The sequence below is a fragment of the Pseudarthrobacter sp. NIBRBAC000502771 genome, assembly GCF_006517215.1.
Taxonomy (GTDB): domain Bacteria; phylum Actinomycetota; class Actinomycetes; order Actinomycetales; family Micrococcaceae; genus Arthrobacter; species Arthrobacter niigatensis.
The window spans coordinates 3,142,194-3,158,240 of sequence record NZ_CP041187.1; the positions used below are offsets into that span (position 1 = coordinate 3,142,194).

A 16,047-nucleotide genomic window follows, 5' to 3' on the forward strand; every position below is an offset into this window, starting at 1 on the left:
GGGGAGCGACGTGGCTACGTACACTCAATCCGCACCAGCGGGGGTCCTGACAGCTCCCGTGGTTCCGAAATCCAAAGGACGCATCGTCGTCAACTGGATCACGTCCACCGACCACAAGACCATCGGGTACATGTACCTGATCGCGAGCTTCGTGTTCTTCTGCCTGGGCGGTGTCATGGCGCTGCTGATCCGCGCCGAGCTGTTCGAGCCCGGCATGCAGATCCTGCAGACCAAGGAACAGTACAACCAGCTGTTCACCATGCACGGCACCATCATGCTGTTGATGTTCGCCACCCCGCTGTTCGCGGGGTTCGCCAACGTGATCATGCCGTTGCAGATCGGCGCCCCGGACGTGGCGTTCCCGCGCCTGAACGCGCTGGCCTTCTGGTTCTTCCTGTTTGGCTCCACCATCGCGGTGTCCGGGTTCATCACCCCGCAGGGCGCTGCCTCGTTTGGCTGGTTCGCTTATGCGCCACTGTCCAACACCACCTTCAGCCCCGGCATTGGCGGTGACCTGTGGGTCTTTGGCCTGGCGCTGTCCGGTTTCGGAACCATCCTGGGTGCTGTCAACTTCATCACCACCATCATCTGCATGCGTGCGCCCGGCATGACCATGTGGCGGATGCCCATCTTCACCTGGAACACCCTGATCACGGCGATCCTGGTCCTCATGGCGTTCCCGCCGCTGGCCGCCGCCCTGTTTGCCTTGGGCGCGGACCGGAAGTTCGGTGCCCACATCTTCGATCCGGAAAACGGCGGCGCCATCCTCTGGCAGCACCTGTTCTGGTTCTTCGGCCACCCTGAGGTGTACATCATCGCGCTGCCGTTCTTCGGCATCGTGTCGGAGATCTTCCCCGTGTTCAGCCGCAAGCCGATCTTCGGCTACAAGGGCCTGGTCTACGCCACGATTGCCATTGCAGCACTCTCTGTGACGGTGTGGGCCCACCACATGTACGTCACGGGCGCCGTCCTGCTGCCGTTCTTCTCATTCATGACCATGCTCATCGCGGTGCCCACGGGCGTGAAGTTCTTCAACTGGATCGGCACTATGTGGGGCGGGTCGCTGACCTTCGAGACTCCCATGCTGTGGAGCATCGGCTTCATGATCACGTTCCTCTTCGGCGGTCTCACCGGGATCATCCTGGCTTCCCCGCCACTGGACTTCCAGGTCTCGGACACCTACTTTGTGGTGGCGCACTTCCACTACGTGGTGTTCGGCACCGTGGTGTTCGCCATGTTCGCAGGGTTCTACTTCTGGTGGCCCAAGTGGACCGGCAAGATGCTCAATGAGCGCCTGGGCAAGATCCATTTCTGGATGCTCTTCCTGGGTTTCCACGGCACCTTCCTGATCCAGCACTGGTTGGGAGTATCCGGGATGCCGCGGCGCTACGCCGACTACCTGGTGGAGGACAACTTCACCTGGATGAACCAGTTCTCCACCATCTCGTCCTTCGTCCTTGGCGCATCCTTGATTCCGTTCTTCTGGAACGTCTACATCACCTGGCGGAATGCTGAAAAGGTCCAGGTTGATGACCCGTGGGGCTTCGGTGCTTCGTTGGAATGGGCCACGTCATGCCCGCCGCCGCGCCACAACTTCACCTCGCTCCCCCGGATTCGCTCCGAGCGCCCCGCGCTGGACCTGCACCACCCGGAACTCCGCCAGGTTCATACCGTCGATTCGCCGGCACCCGCAGCAGCGACCCTCGGAAACGCTGACCAGAAGGACACCGCACAGTGAAAATCGAATCTTGGATCTTTGGCTCTGGAGTCTTCTTCTTCGTCCCCGTCGCTCTGGTCTACGGCTTCCTGACCAACTGGGGTGAGTGGGTAGGAACCTTGGGCATCCTGCTTGTCGGTGGACTTGCCGGCATGATCGGGGCATACCTTGGTTTCACTGGAAAGCGTGTGGGCCTTCGTCCCGAGGACCGCAGCGACGCTGAAATCCACGAAGGTGCCGGCGAACAGGGGCACTTCAGCCCCTGGAGCTGGTGGCCCCTGGTCCTCGGTATCGCCTGCGCTACCGGCTTCCTGGGCCTGGCCGTTGGTCCCTGGATCATCTTCATCGCCGGCGGCATCGCCGTCGTAGCCCTCGTGGGCTGGGTGTACGAGTACAGCCGCGGAGACCACGCACACTAAGCAACAAAGAGAATAACGACGTCGGGCCCCACCAGATTGGTGGGGCCCGCCGTCGTTTATTGCCTTCCAACGGCCCTTATCCAGCCCCCTGCGACTCCAAAAGATCGCGAAGCTCCCGCAGGGCCGCCTTCGCCCTTCCAAGCCACTGAGCGTCCGCCAGCGGAACTTCACTCACCGAGAGCTCCACCTCACAGCCTTGCGCGAAGTCAGCTCCCATCACCTGGAGCAGCGACCGCGCGTCCACCTCCGCGGCGCCGGCCTTGCTGATGGTGACGGGAAGCCCGGTGTCCGTGGCGGCCCGGACGAATACCGCCGCAGAACGTGCATGCAGGCCCACGGGCGCTGCCACCACGGCCTTCATTGTTGGCAAAGGGACTCCTTTTTCGAACGACGGCCCCCTCCGTCAATTGGCAAGTTTCCAGACCAAATATAGCTTCCAGTCCGGCTGCTGCGCGAAAGACTGCCGCGGTCCGGGGCTGGTCTAGACCGTCCTAAAATTGAGGGGACACCCAACGGCAGGAGAACGATCATGGCAGCCGGCGCCGCCGCAATCACGGGGGAAATCGACCGCACCAGCGGAACGGCACTCTACGTGCAGCTTCGCGAGATCCTTCGTACGTACATCTCGCAGTCGTGCCCGCCAGGTTCGGCCCTGCCGTCGGAACGGGACCTGGCAGAGCGGTTTGGGTTGGCCCGGATGACAGTGCGGCAGGCCATCGATGCCTTGGTGGGGGAGGAGGTCATCGAGCGGGTGGTTGGCCTGGGGACATTCGTCCGCCGGCCGAAACTCGACCTGCAGGTCAAGCTCACGTCCTACAGCGAAGAAATGCAGCGGCGTGGCATGGTGCCTGCCGCCAAGGTCCTCAGCTTCGAACAGATTGGCGCCAGCGCCTTCCTTGCCCGCGAGTTGCAGCTTGATGAGGGCACCCCGCTGGTCCGCTTCCGCCGGCTGCTCCTTGCGGACGGGGAGCCCATGAGCGTGGACGAGAACTTCATCCCGGCGCATCGGGTCCCGGGCCTGCTCGACGGCGAGCCGCCCACGTCGCTCTACAACGTCCTCAGCGAGCAGTACGGGCTGGTTATGGAGTGGGGCGAGGACATGATCGAGGCGACTGCCGCATCACCCTCCACGGCGCGCCTGCTCAACGTGGAAGTCGGGGCCCCATTACTGAAGATCCAGCGGCATGCCTTTGTCGCCAGGGCGATGGTTGACTACTCGGTGTCCTACTACCGCGCTGACCGGTACAAGCTGTGGGTGCCACTGCAGCGGCCCGGAGCCCGGCGGGCCCGCAACCACTAACCAAACCGCCCTTGGCCAACCCCTCCACCAGCCGGCAGCCCGAAGGCCCCTTTCGTGGGCTGGGGCAGGCAACAGCCCAGGAAACGGGTAAGGCCCGATCCGTATGGATCGGGCCTTTCCCGTTTGGGCGGGAAACCTAGTGCGTCAGGCTCTTGCTTCCTTCTGCCGATTCAACAGCTTCGTGGCCGTGGCCGTGAGCGGCCTCAAGTTCAGCAGGCGTGGCCGGGGCGACGCGGTCCTCGAAGAACCAGCGGGAGAGGAGTGCGCGGCGCTTTTCCTTGCGGGTGACGACGCCGTGCTCGTTGGGTAAGGCCGGAAGGACCTGAGGTGACTCAAAGCCAACCAGCTTGTAGCGCTTGTACTCATCCAGCGGTGCGTGGACCTCAATGAATTCACCGTGGGGGAGCCGGACAATACGGCCCGTCTCCCGGCCGTGGAGGGCAATCTCACGGTCCTTGCGCTGCAGCGCAAGGGCGACCCGCTTGGTGACCACGAACGCGATAACCGGTCCGATGAAGAACAGTGCGCGCAGCCAGTAAGTGACGTCGTTCAGCGAAACACCGAAGTGTGTCGCGATGAGGTCGGAACCGGCAGCGGCCCACATAACGCAGTACCAGACGAAACCTGCCATGCCGATGGCGGTACGCGTCGGGGCGTTCCTTGGACGGTCCAGGACGTGGTGTTCCCGGTCGTCCTTGGTCACCCAGCGTTCAATCCACGGGTACATGAACATCACGGTGAACAGGATTCCGGCCGGTACCAGGGCCGGCAGCAGGACGTTGAACGTAAAGACGTATCCGAAGAAGACCTGCTCGACGCGCCAATTGCCCAGGGTACCCGGCATCAGTCGCAACGCGCCGTCCACAAAGCCGATGTACCAGTCAGGCTGGGTTCCGGCGGACACAGGGGAGGGGTCGTACGGACCGTAGTTCCAGATCGGGTTGATGGTAAAGAACGCTGCCATCAATGCGATCACGCCGAAGACGATGAAGAAGAATCCGCCGGCCTTTGCTGCGTAGACAGGACCCAGGGGGTAACCGACGACGTTGTTGTCGTTGCGTCCCGGGCCGGGGTACTGCGTGTGCTTGTGGACGACGACCATGAACAGGTGCAGGACGATCATGAGCAGGATCAGTGCCGGCACCAGCAGGATGTGCAGCATGTACAGGCGGCTGATGATGGCGGTGCCGGGGAATTCCCCACCGAACAGGAAGAACGAGATGTACGTTCCGATGACCGGGATCGACTTGATGACGCCGTCGATGATGCGCAGGCCGTTGCCGGACAGGAGATCGTCGGGGAGTGAGTAGCCGGTGAAGCCTGCGGCCATCGCCAGGATCAGCAGGACACTGCCGACGACCCAGTTCATTTCACGGGGACGCCGGAACGCGCCGGTGAAGAAGACCCTCAGCATGTGGACTGCGATTGATGCCACGAACAGCAGAGCTGCCCAGTGGTGCACCTGGCGCATGAAAAGTCCGCCGCGGATGTCAAAGGAGATGTTCAGCGAGGAGCTGTACGCCACGGACATCTCCACGCCCTTCAGGGGGACGTAACCGCCGTCGTAACGGGTCTCCGCCATGGAAGGATCGAAGAAGAACGTCAGGAAGGTGCCTGACAGCAGCAGGATGACGAACGAGTACAGCGCCACTTCACCGAACATGAACGACCAGTGGTCCGGGAAGACCTTGCGGCCGAACTCGCGGAGGATCCCTGACCCGCCGACACGTGAGTCGACGAAGTCGGTGATCCGGCCTGTCTTGGTTTTGGCGACGAAAGCCGGCTCAGCTGTTGATGCTGCGCTCATGCGAATCACGCTCCCAGTAACTTGGTCCTACGGGTTCATGGAAGTCGCTGGTAGCGACGAGGTAGCCCTCGTCATCAACTGCGATGGGCAGCTGGGGGAGAGGACGGCTGGCGGGGCCGAAGATCACCTTGCACTCTTGGGTGAGGTCAAAGGTGGACTGGTGGCACGGGCACAGCAGGTGGTGCGTCTGCTGCTCATACAGAGCAACGGGGCAGCCAACGTGGGTGCAGATCTTCGAGTAGGCAACTATGCCGTTGTAACCCCACTCTTCGCGGCCCTTGGACGGGTTCAATGACGCGGGGTCCAGGCGCATGAGCAGCACAACGGACTTTGCCTTCTCGTTGAGCTTGCCTTCCTCGAGTTCGTTCAGGCCTTCCGGGATGACGTGGAAGGCCGAACCAATGGTGACGTCCGAGGCCTTGATGGGAGTTCCGTCAGGGTCACGGGTCAGGCGCTTGCGCTTTCCGTCCTGGGGAGCCCACATGGTGTGTGCCAGCTTGTCGTCCGGACGGGGTCCAAGGTCAGCAAAGATGGCGACGGCGGGAAGCGGGGCAAGCGCCACAGCACCGAGCAGGGTGTTGCGGATCAGCGGACGGCGCTTGATGCCGGTCTCTTCCACGATGTCGTCGACGATGCGGACCGCCGCTTGACGGTCCTCTTCGTAGCGGATCGCGTGGCGTTCTTCGGAGACTTCGTGGTCGGGCATCAGGGCCTTGGCCCAGTGCACGATGCCGGTACCGATACCGAGCATGGCGAAGGCAGTGCCCAGGCCGAGCAGGGCGTTCTGGAGCCGGATGGTGGCGATGCTGGAGTCATCTCCCAGATCAATGGCGAAGTACGCCACCAGGAAGATCAGGGTTCCAACAACAGAAATGCCAAATAGTAAGGCGACCTGCCGTTCTGCCCGCTTTGCGGCCTTCGGGTCCGTGTCAGCCAGGCGCAAACGATGCGGGGGAATTCCAGGGTCCTGGAATTTCTCCACCTCATTCTGACCAGCCGTAGCTACGGTGCCCGAGTGGTTCGGACTGCCGTCACTATGGTTGCCCATGATTCGCCTCATCCTTCTCTCGTCCCGGCTTTCGCCGGATTAGTTTCCAATATTATGCTGCTGGCTGCGCAGCAGAAGTTCTTGTGCTTCGCCTGCGATGTCAGGATGTTCTGGAGGTCAGCCAGATAGTGAAGGCGATGATGACGCCCAGACCGGCCACCCAGACGAACAGCCCTTCAGCGACGGGACCAAGCGATCCCAGATTGGCGCCGCCCGGTGAACCGGTGGACTCGATCTGCTTCAGGAAGGTGATGATGTCCTTCTTGCCCTCAGGGGTGATGTTGGCATCGTTGAAGACGGGCATGTTCTGTGGGCCCGTGACCATGGCCTCGTAGATGTGCTTGCCGGAGACGCCGGCCAGGGCGGGAGCGAACTTACCACGGGTCAGTGCGCCACCGGCAGCGGCGGCGTTGTGACACATAGCGCAGTTGGTACGGAAGAGCTCGCCACCGGCCGCGGCGTTGCCGCCACCGCTTGTCAGGTCCGTCTCAGGGATCGCCGGGCCGGCTCCCAGGGAAGCCACGTAGGCTGCAAGCTGTTGGGTCTGTTCATCGTTGAACTGGGCCGGCTTCTTCATAGCCTGGGGACCGTTCATCTGCAGCGGCATTCGGCCAGTGCCCACTTGGAAGTCAACAGCAGCAGCACCGACGCCCACCAGAGAGGGGCCGGCGTTGGAGCCACTGGCACCCATGCCGTGGCAGGTGGCGCAGTTCGCGGCGAACAGCTTGCCGCCCTCTTCAACGTCGCTTGCGCTTGCGGTGGTGCTCGCCTTGGCCTCATTCATGGAGGTTGCCACGGCGTACAGCCCACCCGTTATGAGGAGCCCCATCAGAAGCAGCGCTATTGCTGCAAGAGGGTGTCGCCGCTTTTGTGAGAGTGCCTTCACGTGGTGCTTCCTTTATTCGATCCTGCGCCGGCTCCGGGAGCCGCTACCTGAAATTCTGCCTCTTGTAGAAAAAGAATCAAAGCTGGCTACTTGAGTACGTAGATGACCAGGAAGAGGCCGATCCACACGACGTCAACGAAGTGCCAGTAGTAAGAGGTGACGATCGCGGACGTTGCTTCGAAATGTCCGAACTTCTTCGCGGCGAACGACCGGCCCATGATGAGCAGGAAGGCGATAAGGCCGCCGATCACGTGGAGGCCGTGGAAGCCCGTGGTCATGTAGAAGGCCGAGCCGTATGCATTGGAGGAGAGCGACACGTGCTCTGAAACCAGCATGGCGTATTCGGTGGTCTGGCCGGCAACGAAGAACGCACCCATGAGGAACGTCAGGGTGAACCATTCGTTCATTCCCCAGCGGGCAAACTGCAGGGCACCGCCGGTGCGCCGTGGCTGCAGCCGCTCTGCGGCGAAGACGCCCATCTGGCAAGTGAAGGAACTGGCCACGAGGACGATCGTGTTGACGAGCGCAAAGGGGAAGTTGAGCTTGGCCGTCTCTTCCGCCCACATCTGTCCGCTCGTGGAGCGCAGAGTGAAGTACATGGCAAAGAGACCGGCGAAGAACATCAACTCGCTGGACAGCCACACAACGGTTCCGACAGAAACCATATTGGGGCGGTTCAGCGTGGGGTGCGCCGGGGTACTGGGGGCATGGGTCGCAGATGTCACATAGACATTATGTCTGTAAAAGTCCGTGCTGCCCAACGCAAACCGCCTTTTCGGAGGACTTTTTCTACAAAGACGCGAAATTGCCCGGAAAAGTTCCCGCGACGGTTCACATTGGTCACTGGCCGCCATCGGTCGATAGCATCAGCACGTGACTTCTCAGGCAACTAAAGCGTCCGCCAACACCTGGCCCCGGTTGATCTCAACGCTCATCAAGGGCACTGACCTCACTGCGGAGAACACCTCCTGGGCCATGGACACCATCATGTCCGGGGAAGCAACACCGGCCCAGATCGCCGGATTCCTTGTGGCCCTCAGCGCCAAAGGCGAGACGGTGGATGAGCTCTCCGGCCTCGTGGAGGCAATGCTTGCCCACGCCAACCCCGTGACCATCAGCGGGGAAAAACTCGACATTGTCGGCACCGGCGGTGACCAACTTAACACCATCAACATCTCCACCATGGCCGCCCTGGTCTCTGCCGGGGCCGGCGCCAAGGTGGTCAAGCACGGGAACCGCGCGTCGTCGTCGTCGTCCGGTTCCGCTGACGTACTTGAGGCGCTCGGCGTCCGCCTGGACCTGCCCATTGCCCAGGTGGCCCGGAACGCGGAGGAGGCAGGAATCACGTTCTGCTTTGCCCAGGTGTTCCACCCGTCGTTCCGGCACACGGCCGTCCCGCGGCGGGAACTGGCGGTACCCACAGCCTTCAACTTCCTGGGACCGCTCACCAACCCTGCCAATGTGCAGGCGTCAGCCGTGGGCGTCGCCAATGCGCGGATGGCACCACTCGTGGCCGGGGTCCTGGCCCGCCGGGGGAGCAGGGGACTGGTCTTCCGCGGCAATGACGGGCTGGACGAGCTGACCACAACGGGCCCCTCCACAGTCTGGGAGATCCGCGACGGGGCCGTCAGTGAACTGCGTTTCTCCCCGGAGGACCTCGGCATCAGGCTGGCTACTGTTGAACAACTCCGTGGCGGTAATGCGGCGGCGAACGCGGGGGTTGTCCGGGATGTGCTGGCCGGCAGTGAGGGCCCGGCAAGGGACGCCGTGCTGGTGAACGCCGCGGCAGGCCTGGTTGCGTTCGACCGGGACGCCGAGGGCCCGTTCCTTGACCGCATGAAGGAGGCATTCGCGCGGGCGGCGGACTCGATCGATTCCGGTGCCGCCGCCGCCGTGCTGGACCGTTGGGTGTCCCTCTCGCGCGCCTAAACCGCGGTTATTGTTCGAAGCCCAGGGAAAAAGCGGCGTCAAGGTCGTGCTGCGAGTAGGCCCTGAACGCGATGTGCGTGGTGGTGTGGACCACTGCGGGAACTTTTGAAAGCCGGTCCGCGATGACGTCGGCGAGGTCTTCGTGCCTGCGGACCCGCGCTACTGCAATGAGGTCCCATTCACCGGTGACTGAATACACCTCACTGATGCCTTCGATGGCTGAAATCTCTTCAGCCGTCTCCGGGATGCGGGCGGCGTCAGTCTTGATCAGAACAAATGCGGTAACCACGCTTGAACCCCTTCAATCATTGCCGCCGCGATGACCCGCGGCAGGCTTTTCTCTCCGGCCAGCCTATTACACGGGCGCCGGACCCGGCTGACACCTGAATCCGCCGCCTCTACCTGCCCTGCCGTCGGCGGAAGCGCACCACGCCTGCCACCAGGAGTCGGTACCCCACCAGCAACACGGCGAGGGCCAGCGTTGCAACGATAATAAAGGGAAGGACCACCGTCTGCCCGGTCAGGGCCCGGAGGAGCATTCCGCCAACCAGGGTAGCGAGCCAGACTGGAACGCCGGCCCGGGCGATGGCCAATGGACTGCGCCACACCCTGGCAGTGGCCCACCCTGCCGCTGCGCCGGCAAGGAACGGCCAGGCGGTCAGCAGCACGCCGAGGATGGGCTCCTCGCGGTGGTGCGCATCCCGGCCTATAGCGGCGAAAACAAGGATCAGCACGACGTCGGCCACTGCTGCAGCCAGTGCTGCCCGTGCGGGTGCGGTCGGTGCAGGCTTGGTTTTCAGGGAACTCATGTTTCGAGCTTAGCTGCCGCCAGGAGGCGCGCTGACGGACTCTGTAAAGAAGGGGAGTGGACTCTAGTGCCGGTTACTGAAGCGGGCTGTCGCCGTGGCACCCCTTGTTGGGGATGCAGTAATCTCGCTGCAGTAGGTGAGGCCCCCTAGCCACGACGGAGACGAGACACCGTGAATAAAGCCCTATGGATCTGCAGCCTCGTGGGTGCTGCTTTGGGGATCAGCCTGGGCCTGGCGATCTTCCACACGCCGTTTTGGGGTTTCGCAGTGGGGCTCGGCCTGGGTGCCGTGGTGGGGGCCTCAATTCGACGGAGCCACTAGAGGCTGGGTGGCCGAATGAGGGAGTGCCATCTTGCCGTTACTGGCATCCCTGCGGATCAAATGTGAGCGTATTCGCCACGAAAGCCTGCGTCGTGCAAGTCCTCCGCTAGAACACGGAATGTCTACCTTTGCTGCCAAGGCTTTCCCTGTTGGTCTAGTTCGTGCCAGCATTTGCACAACTGCTCGGGGAGGAGTGCGATGACGGGTCGAAAGCAGAAAGCCTTCGTTTTGGTAGTCACAGCGATGTTGGTTGTTGGCATTGCCGTCTGGATCCAGGTTGCAACGGGCTCCCCGGCTGTGACGGCGGTGGGTTTCGCGTTAGCTGGGCTTCTTGGGTCCTACTTTGGTTGGCGATGGTCTCGAAAGAAGTCTGCTGAAGTTGAGGGTTATCGTCAGGAGCTCATTGGAAAGAGACCGATTGAGGATCTGCGCTCAGACAGGCGAGAAGACCTTGATGAGTGAGAGTTAGATGTCACTGTCGAAGTGTTCGCAAGGACGCTTCAAGGCCCGGTTCTTAGGTTGACGTAGCGGGACCAGGCGTCGCCTGCCGCGTCGGCGTGGAGGAAGGCTACTTGGTGGCTGTATCCGAGTGCGTCGGCGACCAGTGGCGGTGGTGAGACTAAGAGGTGTTCGTCGAGGGCCGTGTTTCGTGCGCCGCGCAGGTCGATGCCCAGGCTTCGGAGCCTATCCATGATGCCGTTTGGGTGAAGTGGTTGTCCGGCCCGGGTCCCCGGGAAGAGCCAGGGGCTTTGTGCGTCTGATCCTGTTCTGAGATTCGGACGGCCTTTAAGGTGCTCTCGAAGCAAGTCGGCGAAGGGTTCGGGAACGGGCACTGGGTGCGGGCCGAAGGTGATCCGCATGTTGCCGGTGCTTTCATTGGTTTCGATAGCGTCGGTCCGGAGTTTGGCGACCCGAACGAGCGGCTGGGCGTAGAGAAGCAGCAGGATGCCGGCGACTCGGTAGGGCAGGGACTCGCTGGTGCCGGTAAGCAGTTCCCGGAGCCAGGCCACGCGCTGGTCCTGGGTGATCGCGGGGCGGGTTTTGGCTGTGTAGTGGCCCATGTCCACCCTGTGGTTTGTGCCGGTGTTCTTGATGAAGACGATGAAGGTGCGGATGGCTTTTCTGGTCGTGGAACCGGTTGCGAGCCAGGTTTCGATGTCTTGTTGGGTGCAGTTCGCCGCTGTCCGCTGGTGGGTTTCCCAGAGCCAGTCCAGAAACTTGACGGTTTCGGTGATCTCTTGCTTGGCCGAGTGGACCGGGGCTTGGGCGCTCTTCTCCGGTGTTGTGATGGACCGGATGCGCCGGAGGTGATGCCAGGTGGCAAACTGTGCGACGGGTTTGGCGACCTCCTCGGGCAAGTGGCGGAGCTTGTCGTCAATCCAGGTTTCGAACCGGGCCAGATACGGGTCTTGGTAGGGGAGGAGTCCATGATGAATGAACAGGGCGCGCAGGTGATTGGCTTCGCGGTTCGCTGACTTGGCCGCGGCATCGAGTCCTTCGTGCGTCAAGGGAGTTTCCCCGCATGACAGAGAGGCCAGGAGTGCTTGGACTTTGGGGGAGCGTTTCCACGTGATGATGCTTTCGGGCCGGTCCGCTTTGCAAAGCGCATGGACGATTTTGCCGGCGGTGTCCGGGTCGGCGGGGTGCATGAGCAGTAGTTCGTTGAGGTCCTCCCGGAGGGCGCAGCGGGCGCATATGCCGCGCCGGTAGAACTCGCCCTCCGTATTGCAACGGGTGCAGTGGAAGTCGTGGAGGATGCCGGCGCAGGGCGCGCAGCGTGGCCCTCCGCTGATGTCCGGTGGCCCGGGTAGAAGTCTGTGCTGGCCGCACTCCGGGCAGGTCCCGTGGGTGCGGGTGGCGGTGGTGAAGCATGGGCCGCAGATTCGGCCTTCGGGCCAGGTGGCGCGGGTTTTACCGGCGGCCCGGCCGCAGCGTGCGCAGGTAGCAGTCCCCGTGGTGCGGGGCCGGCCGCGGCTGGTGCTGCGGGGGCTGAGGCCTGCGGGTTTGTCAGTGATCATTGTCGATGATGCGTGCGCGCCGTGGTCTGACGGTGCGGTTCAGGTCGACGACGTTGGGGGCGCTGGTTCCGGTTTTGCGGGCGCGGACGTCGGCGGCTGTGACGGTGATGAGGTCCTCGGGTCCGCAGGAGAAGATGTCGCAGATCGCGGCGATGACCTGCAGTGCGACGCGTTCGGGTTTCTGGTTGACGAGACGGTAGACCTGTGGGCGGGACAAGGTGATGCCGCGCTCGGCCAGAAGGGGGATGAGGTCGGTGGTGTTGTGCAGGCCCCGTGCTGCCATGAGCTCCGAGAGCCGCCACTTGTATTCGACGTCGCGTCTCACCATTCACCTCGCATCTGCACGCCCAGGACTTCATCCATGGTGCGGTCCAGCGCCGCCCGAAGGGTCGTGTTGCGGAAGTCGTCGCTGACGAACTGGTAAATCCCGGTGGTGGAGGCGTGTTCGTGGCCCATCTGATGTTGCACGAATCTAGGATCCCATCCGTCCTCCAACAGGTGCGTTGCATAGGAGCGCCGGAGCGAATGCAGGTCCAGCCCATCCATTGGCAGGCCCAGCTCGTTGAGGTAGCGCCGGAGCCGGCGCAGCAGGGTGGATTCGCAGATCAGGCCGCCGCGTTCGCTGGGGAACAGGTCCAGGGTGTCGAGCATGCCCCGTCCGTTGGCGAGCCAGTCCTCGAGAACGCCGGCGGTCCAGTCGAAGACCGTCAGGACGCTGCGGGGTTTGTGCGGGGAGCCCTTGCGGGATTTGCCGAACCGGACCTTGCAGACGCCTGCCTTGCCGAACCTTCGCGCCTTCGGGTTGGCCGCAAAGTCGATGGATTGCAGGTGCCGGAGCTCGTTGAATCTGAGCCCGTACGAGTAGGCGATTTTCAGCATGACGGCGTCCCGGTAGGCGGCCTGCCAGCCTTTCTTGCCTGAGGCGGCGATGAGTTCGACCTGGTCGTCGGCGTGATCGAACAGCATCTGGAGTTCCGTCTTGGTGAAGGGCCGCTTGGAGGGACGTCCTTCGTACTCCTGTGTGTGGGAGGCGGTGTTCCAGTCAAAGAAGACCTGGGACGGGTGCGTGCCGAAGCGCTGTTCGCAGACCTGGTCCCAGCCGTAGTCGGGGTTTGACACGTAGGACGTGAACCGGCGGAGCGTGGACTGGTAGCCGCGGACCGTGGAGTGCTTCAGCTGGTGGATTGAGCGGAGGTCACCGAAATACTCCTCGACGTGTTCCGGTGCCCAGTTCCACGGAAACTCGTTCACATGGTTCACGAACCGGCGGACACTCGCGATGCCCTTGTCGATCGTGTCGAACTGGAGGTTCCTGGAAAGCTGCTGGTTGCGCCACCCGGTCAGCATGTCCTCAAGAGTCTGTTCCTCGGGATGCAGCAGCTGAACAGCACTCAGCTGCAGCACACGCCCGAACGCGTCCACCGCCATTCTCGCCCCACAGTTCCCTCGAAGTTTGTGCTCAAATCTTGAATCAATGATTCATTAAATGCATCATCAGCACAAAACCGCAGGTCAGACGCTTGTCGCAACCGCTTCAAGGATCGATATTGCGCCCGTCGGGCAGCGCCTGGCCAGCGGCGCGTTAACGCTGTTCAGACCGCAAATTCCGCGGAATCTTAGGGAAGTGAAAGGACTTGGTGCGGATCCGGGGGATCGGGGCGATTGATTCATCTGATGCAATACGCAGAGTACTACTTGACATAATGTAGATTATCGGCGCTTTGGGCAGGCTTGGAAGCGGAGCATCGACTTCAGCCGTCCTCGCCTGGACGCGCCATCAAAGACCCAGTACCGCCGTTCCAGCCGACGGGCCCATTGTCTTTCTCCAACCGCGCGTCAAGAATGACGTGATGACGGTTTACGTGCGTTCACTTGAAACTGCAGTTCCGGCGACAAAACTGATCCAGTCCGAAGCCCGTGATGTCTTTGCCGCCCAACCTGGACTTTCCCGGCTTGGGTCCCGCCTGGTCAACACCTGTTTCGACGGCGCAGCCATCGAGACGAGATTCACCGCCGTCCAGGAACTCACCAACGCGTCACGCTCGGAGAACCCCCAGTTTTACGACCCGGACACCGGGCTCCTGCTGAACCCCAGCACTAAAGTCCGCAACGATATCTTTGCCCGGGAAGCAACCAAACTGTTCGTAGAAGCGGCCCGGGCTGCCCTGCAGGCTGCGCCGGAGTTGGATTTACTTGACATAACTCATCTCGTGACGGTGTCGTGTACGGGCTTTTTCAATCCTGGCCCGGACTACAAGGTGGTCCGCGAGCTCGGACTTAGTCCTTCCGTGCAGCGGTACCACCTGGGCTTCATGGGCTGCTACGCGGCCTTTCCCGCCCTCCGCGCGGCCAAGCTGTTCTGTGAATCCGACCCGAATGCGGTTGTCCTGGTGGTCTGCGCCGAACTCTGCTCACTGCACGTACGCACGTCCAATGATCCGGACACAATCATGGGTTCGGCCCTGTTCGCAGATGGCGCCGCTGCCGCCGTCGTGACTGCACGCCCCGGCGCGGAGGAAGCCGCACTGTTGAAGCTGGACCATTTCGAAACAGTCCTGACCCCTGTTGGTGAGGACTCCATGGCGTGGAACATCGGCGATCACGGGTTCGAGATGGTCCTGGGCAACTACGTGCCCCACATCATCGATGACCACATCGTCGGTGCCCTGCAGCCGCTGCTGGCAAAAGACCCGGACTTGGCGGCACTCCCCTACACCGCAATCCCCCACTGGGCGATCCACCCCGGCGGGCGCAGCATCCTCGACAAGGTCCAGTCCCGGCTTGGCCTCAGCGATGCGCAGCTGGTTCCCGCCAGGGACATTCTCCGCAACTACGGCAACATGAGCAGCGCCACAGTCCTGTTCGTCCTCAAGAACATCCTGGAACAACCGGAGCACCCGGATGGTCGCCACGACGGCGAGGCCATCTGTTCCATGGCCTTTGGCCCGGGGCTCACGGTGGAGACCGGCCTGTTCACCAAGCTCCGGCAGGCCGCGGCAGGCACCTGGGACCCCGGACTGGGGGACTCCGCTGCGGTGGCCTCCCTCATGCCGGGCCAGGACCGGATGACTGCAGAGATGGCCTGACGGGATTCGCGTGGGGATCCTGCTGCGAACGCGCGCCGCCGGAGCGGTGGAGCAGATGGACCGCGCCGACTGCGATGCCCGGCTCCTGGACAATACGTACCGGCAGTTCTGGGTCATCAATAGGGTGCTGTCCGGTTGGCGGCGGCTGTACCGGACGGAGCTGCGCACCGCCGCTGCATCGCAGCAGCGCCCATTGACCGTGCTGGACATCGGCTCCGGTGGCGGCGACCTTGCCGTCATGCTCGCGCGCTGGGCAGAGCGGGACGGCCGGCCAATCCACGTCGCCGGCATCGATCCGGACCCGCGCGCCGCCGCATTCGCCCGCCGGCGTCCGGCAATCCCTGGCGTCGACTTCCGGCAGGCGCACAGCGGCGACCTGGTCCGGGAAGGCGCCCGGTTCGACGTCGTGATTTCCAACCACGTACTGCACCACCTTGATCCCGCGGAACTCCGGCAGCTGCTGGCGGACTCGGAAATCCTGGCCACCAGGAAGGCGCTGCACAACGACCTCATCCGCAGCCCCGCCGCCTTTGCCCTGTTCAGTGTGGCCGCGCTGCCTTTCAGGAAGTCCTACATCCGCGGGGACGGCCTCACCTCCATCCGGCGCAGCTATACGCCCGCGGAGCTGGCCGCTTCCGCTCCCCCGGGCTGGTCCGTGGAGCGCCCTACGGCCTTCCACCAGGTCCTGGCTTGCCGGAAGGACTGAC

At 62.8% G+C, this 16,047-nt stretch carries 17 protein-coding genes; 7 read left to right on the plus strand and 10 right to left on the minus strand.

Annotation, left to right across the window (positions count from 1 at the left end; genetic code table 11):
* The first annotated feature begins 10 nt into the window (after positions 1 to 10).
* Together ctaD and NIBR502771_RS14700 are read left to right on the plus strand one after the other, a co-directional pair.
* The gene (gene ctaD, locus NIBR502771_RS14695) at positions 11 to 1,738 is read left to right on the plus strand and encodes a cytochrome c oxidase subunit I (RefSeq protein ID WP_109044575.1); all 1,728 of its coding nucleotides are present in this window, start codon (positions 11 to 13) and stop codon (positions 1,736 to 1,738) included.
* Complete coding sequence (locus NIBR502771_RS14700; RefSeq protein WP_141160399.1) at positions 1,735 to 2,136, plus strand: cytochrome c oxidase subunit 4; 402 nt, start codon at positions 1,735 to 1,737, stop codon at positions 2,134 to 2,136. The genes ctaD and NIBR502771_RS14700 overlap by 4 nt, the downstream gene beginning before the upstream one ends.
* Positions 2,137 to 2,212: 76 nt before the next feature.
* Here NIBR502771_RS14700 and NIBR502771_RS14705 read toward each other — a convergent pair whose 3' ends face one another.
* Positions 2,213 to 2,506, minus strand: a complete 294-nt coding sequence (locus NIBR502771_RS14705) for an HPr family phosphocarrier protein (RefSeq protein ID WP_210411228.1) — start codon at positions 2,504 to 2,506, stop codon at positions 2,213 to 2,215.
* Between the two features lie 159 nt (positions 2,507 to 2,665).
* On the opposite strand from NIBR502771_RS14705, the gene NIBR502771_RS14710 reads away from it, so the two are divergent.
* Positions 2,666 to 3,436: a GntR family transcriptional regulator gene (locus NIBR502771_RS14710; protein ID WP_141160400.1), complete on the plus strand. Its 771-nt coding sequence runs from the start codon at positions 2,666 to 2,668 to the stop codon at positions 3,434 to 3,436.
* Positions 3,437 to 3,572: 136 nt separating this feature from the next.
* Here the strand turns inward: NIBR502771_RS14710 and NIBR502771_RS14715 are convergent, their stop codons facing one another.
* The 4 genes from NIBR502771_RS14715 to NIBR502771_RS14730 all read right to left on the minus strand — a co-directional run bounded on the left by NIBR502771_RS14715 (position 3,573) and on the right by NIBR502771_RS14730 (position 7,821).
* Positions 3,573 to 5,243: a ubiquinol-cytochrome c reductase cytochrome b subunit gene (locus tag NIBR502771_RS14715; protein WP_109044579.1), complete on the minus strand. Its 1,671-nt coding sequence runs from the start codon at positions 5,241 to 5,243 to the stop codon at positions 3,573 to 3,575.
* Positions 5,221 to 6,291, minus strand: a complete 1,071-nt coding sequence (locus NIBR502771_RS14720) for a ubiquinol-cytochrome c reductase iron-sulfur subunit (RefSeq protein ID WP_109044580.1) — start codon at positions 6,289 to 6,291, stop codon at positions 5,221 to 5,223. Before NIBR502771_RS14720 ends, NIBR502771_RS14715 begins: the two co-directional genes overlap by 23 nt.
* 100 nt (positions 6,292 to 6,391) lie before the next feature.
* The gene (locus tag NIBR502771_RS14725; protein ID WP_109044581.1) at positions 6,392 to 7,177 is read right to left on the minus strand and encodes a cytochrome c; all 786 of its coding nucleotides are present in this window, start codon (positions 7,175 to 7,177) and stop codon (positions 6,392 to 6,394) included.
* 86 nt (positions 7,178 to 7,263) lie between these two features.
* On the minus strand, positions 7,264 to 7,821 hold the full coding sequence (locus NIBR502771_RS14730; RefSeq protein WP_043456279.1) for a heme-copper oxidase subunit III: 558 nt from the start codon (positions 7,819 to 7,821) through the stop codon (positions 7,264 to 7,266).
* A gap of 229 nt (positions 7,822 to 8,050) precedes the next feature.
* Here NIBR502771_RS14730 and trpD point away from each other — a divergent pair, with 229 nt between their 5' ends.
* The gene (gene trpD, locus NIBR502771_RS14735) at positions 8,051 to 9,106 is read left to right on the plus strand and encodes an anthranilate phosphoribosyltransferase (RefSeq protein ID WP_141160401.1); all 1,056 of its coding nucleotides are present in this window, start codon (positions 8,051 to 8,053) and stop codon (positions 9,104 to 9,106) included.
* A 7-nt stretch (positions 9,107 to 9,113) separates the two neighbouring features.
* Here the strand turns inward: trpD and NIBR502771_RS14740 are convergent, their stop codons facing one another.
* Both NIBR502771_RS14740 and NIBR502771_RS14745 read right to left on the minus strand, forming a co-directional pair.
* Positions 9,114 to 9,395: an Lrp/AsnC family transcriptional regulator gene (locus NIBR502771_RS14740; RefSeq protein ID WP_141160402.1), complete on the minus strand. Its 282-nt coding sequence runs from the start codon at positions 9,393 to 9,395 to the stop codon at positions 9,114 to 9,116.
* Between the two features lie 109 nt (positions 9,396 to 9,504).
* Positions 9,505 to 9,915, minus strand: coding sequence for a DUF3054 domain-containing protein (locus tag NIBR502771_RS14745; RefSeq protein ID WP_141160403.1), 411 nt, complete (start codon positions 9,913 to 9,915; stop codon positions 9,505 to 9,507).
* Positions 9,916 to 10,086: 171 nt separating this feature from the next.
* Between NIBR502771_RS14745 and NIBR502771_RS20740 the strand changes: the two genes are divergently transcribed.
* Positions 10,087 to 10,236, plus strand: a complete 150-nt coding sequence (locus NIBR502771_RS20740; RefSeq protein WP_168225746.1) for a hypothetical protein — start codon at positions 10,087 to 10,089, stop codon at positions 10,234 to 10,236.
* Positions 10,237 to 10,736: 500 nt separating this feature from the next.
* Here NIBR502771_RS20740 and NIBR502771_RS14750 read toward each other — a convergent pair whose 3' ends face one another.
* From NIBR502771_RS14750 to NIBR502771_RS14760, 3 genes are read right to left on the minus strand one after another with little or no spacing between them, the layout of a single operon-like run.
* Complete coding sequence (locus NIBR502771_RS14750; protein ID WP_141160404.1) at positions 10,737 to 12,254, minus strand: recombinase XerD; 1,518 nt, start codon at positions 12,252 to 12,254, stop codon at positions 10,737 to 10,739.
* On the minus strand, positions 12,244 to 12,582 hold the full coding sequence (locus tag NIBR502771_RS14755) for a helix-turn-helix transcriptional regulator (RefSeq protein ID WP_217509636.1): 339 nt from the start codon (positions 12,580 to 12,582) through the stop codon (positions 12,244 to 12,246). Before NIBR502771_RS14755 ends, NIBR502771_RS14750 begins: the two co-directional genes overlap by 11 nt.
* Positions 12,576 to 13,682 (minus strand): site-specific integrase, encoded by a 1,107-nt coding sequence (locus NIBR502771_RS14760; protein ID WP_141160405.1) that lies wholly within the window; start codon positions 13,680 to 13,682, stop codon positions 12,576 to 12,578. The genes NIBR502771_RS14755 and NIBR502771_RS14760 overlap by 7 nt, the downstream gene beginning before the upstream one ends.
* Before the next feature lie 422 nt (positions 13,683 to 14,104).
* On the opposite strand from NIBR502771_RS14760, the gene NIBR502771_RS14765 reads away from it, so the two are divergent.
* Positions 14,105 to 15,340 (plus strand): type III polyketide synthase, encoded by a 1,236-nt coding sequence (locus NIBR502771_RS14765; RefSeq protein WP_141160406.1) that lies wholly within the window; start codon positions 14,105 to 14,107, stop codon positions 15,338 to 15,340.
* Between the two features lie 55 nt (positions 15,341 to 15,395).
* The gene (locus NIBR502771_RS14770; protein WP_246839908.1) at positions 15,396 to 16,046 is read left to right on the plus strand and encodes a methyltransferase domain-containing protein; all 651 of its coding nucleotides are present in this window, start codon (positions 15,396 to 15,398) and stop codon (positions 16,044 to 16,046) included.
* Position 16,047: the final 1 nt, after the last annotated feature.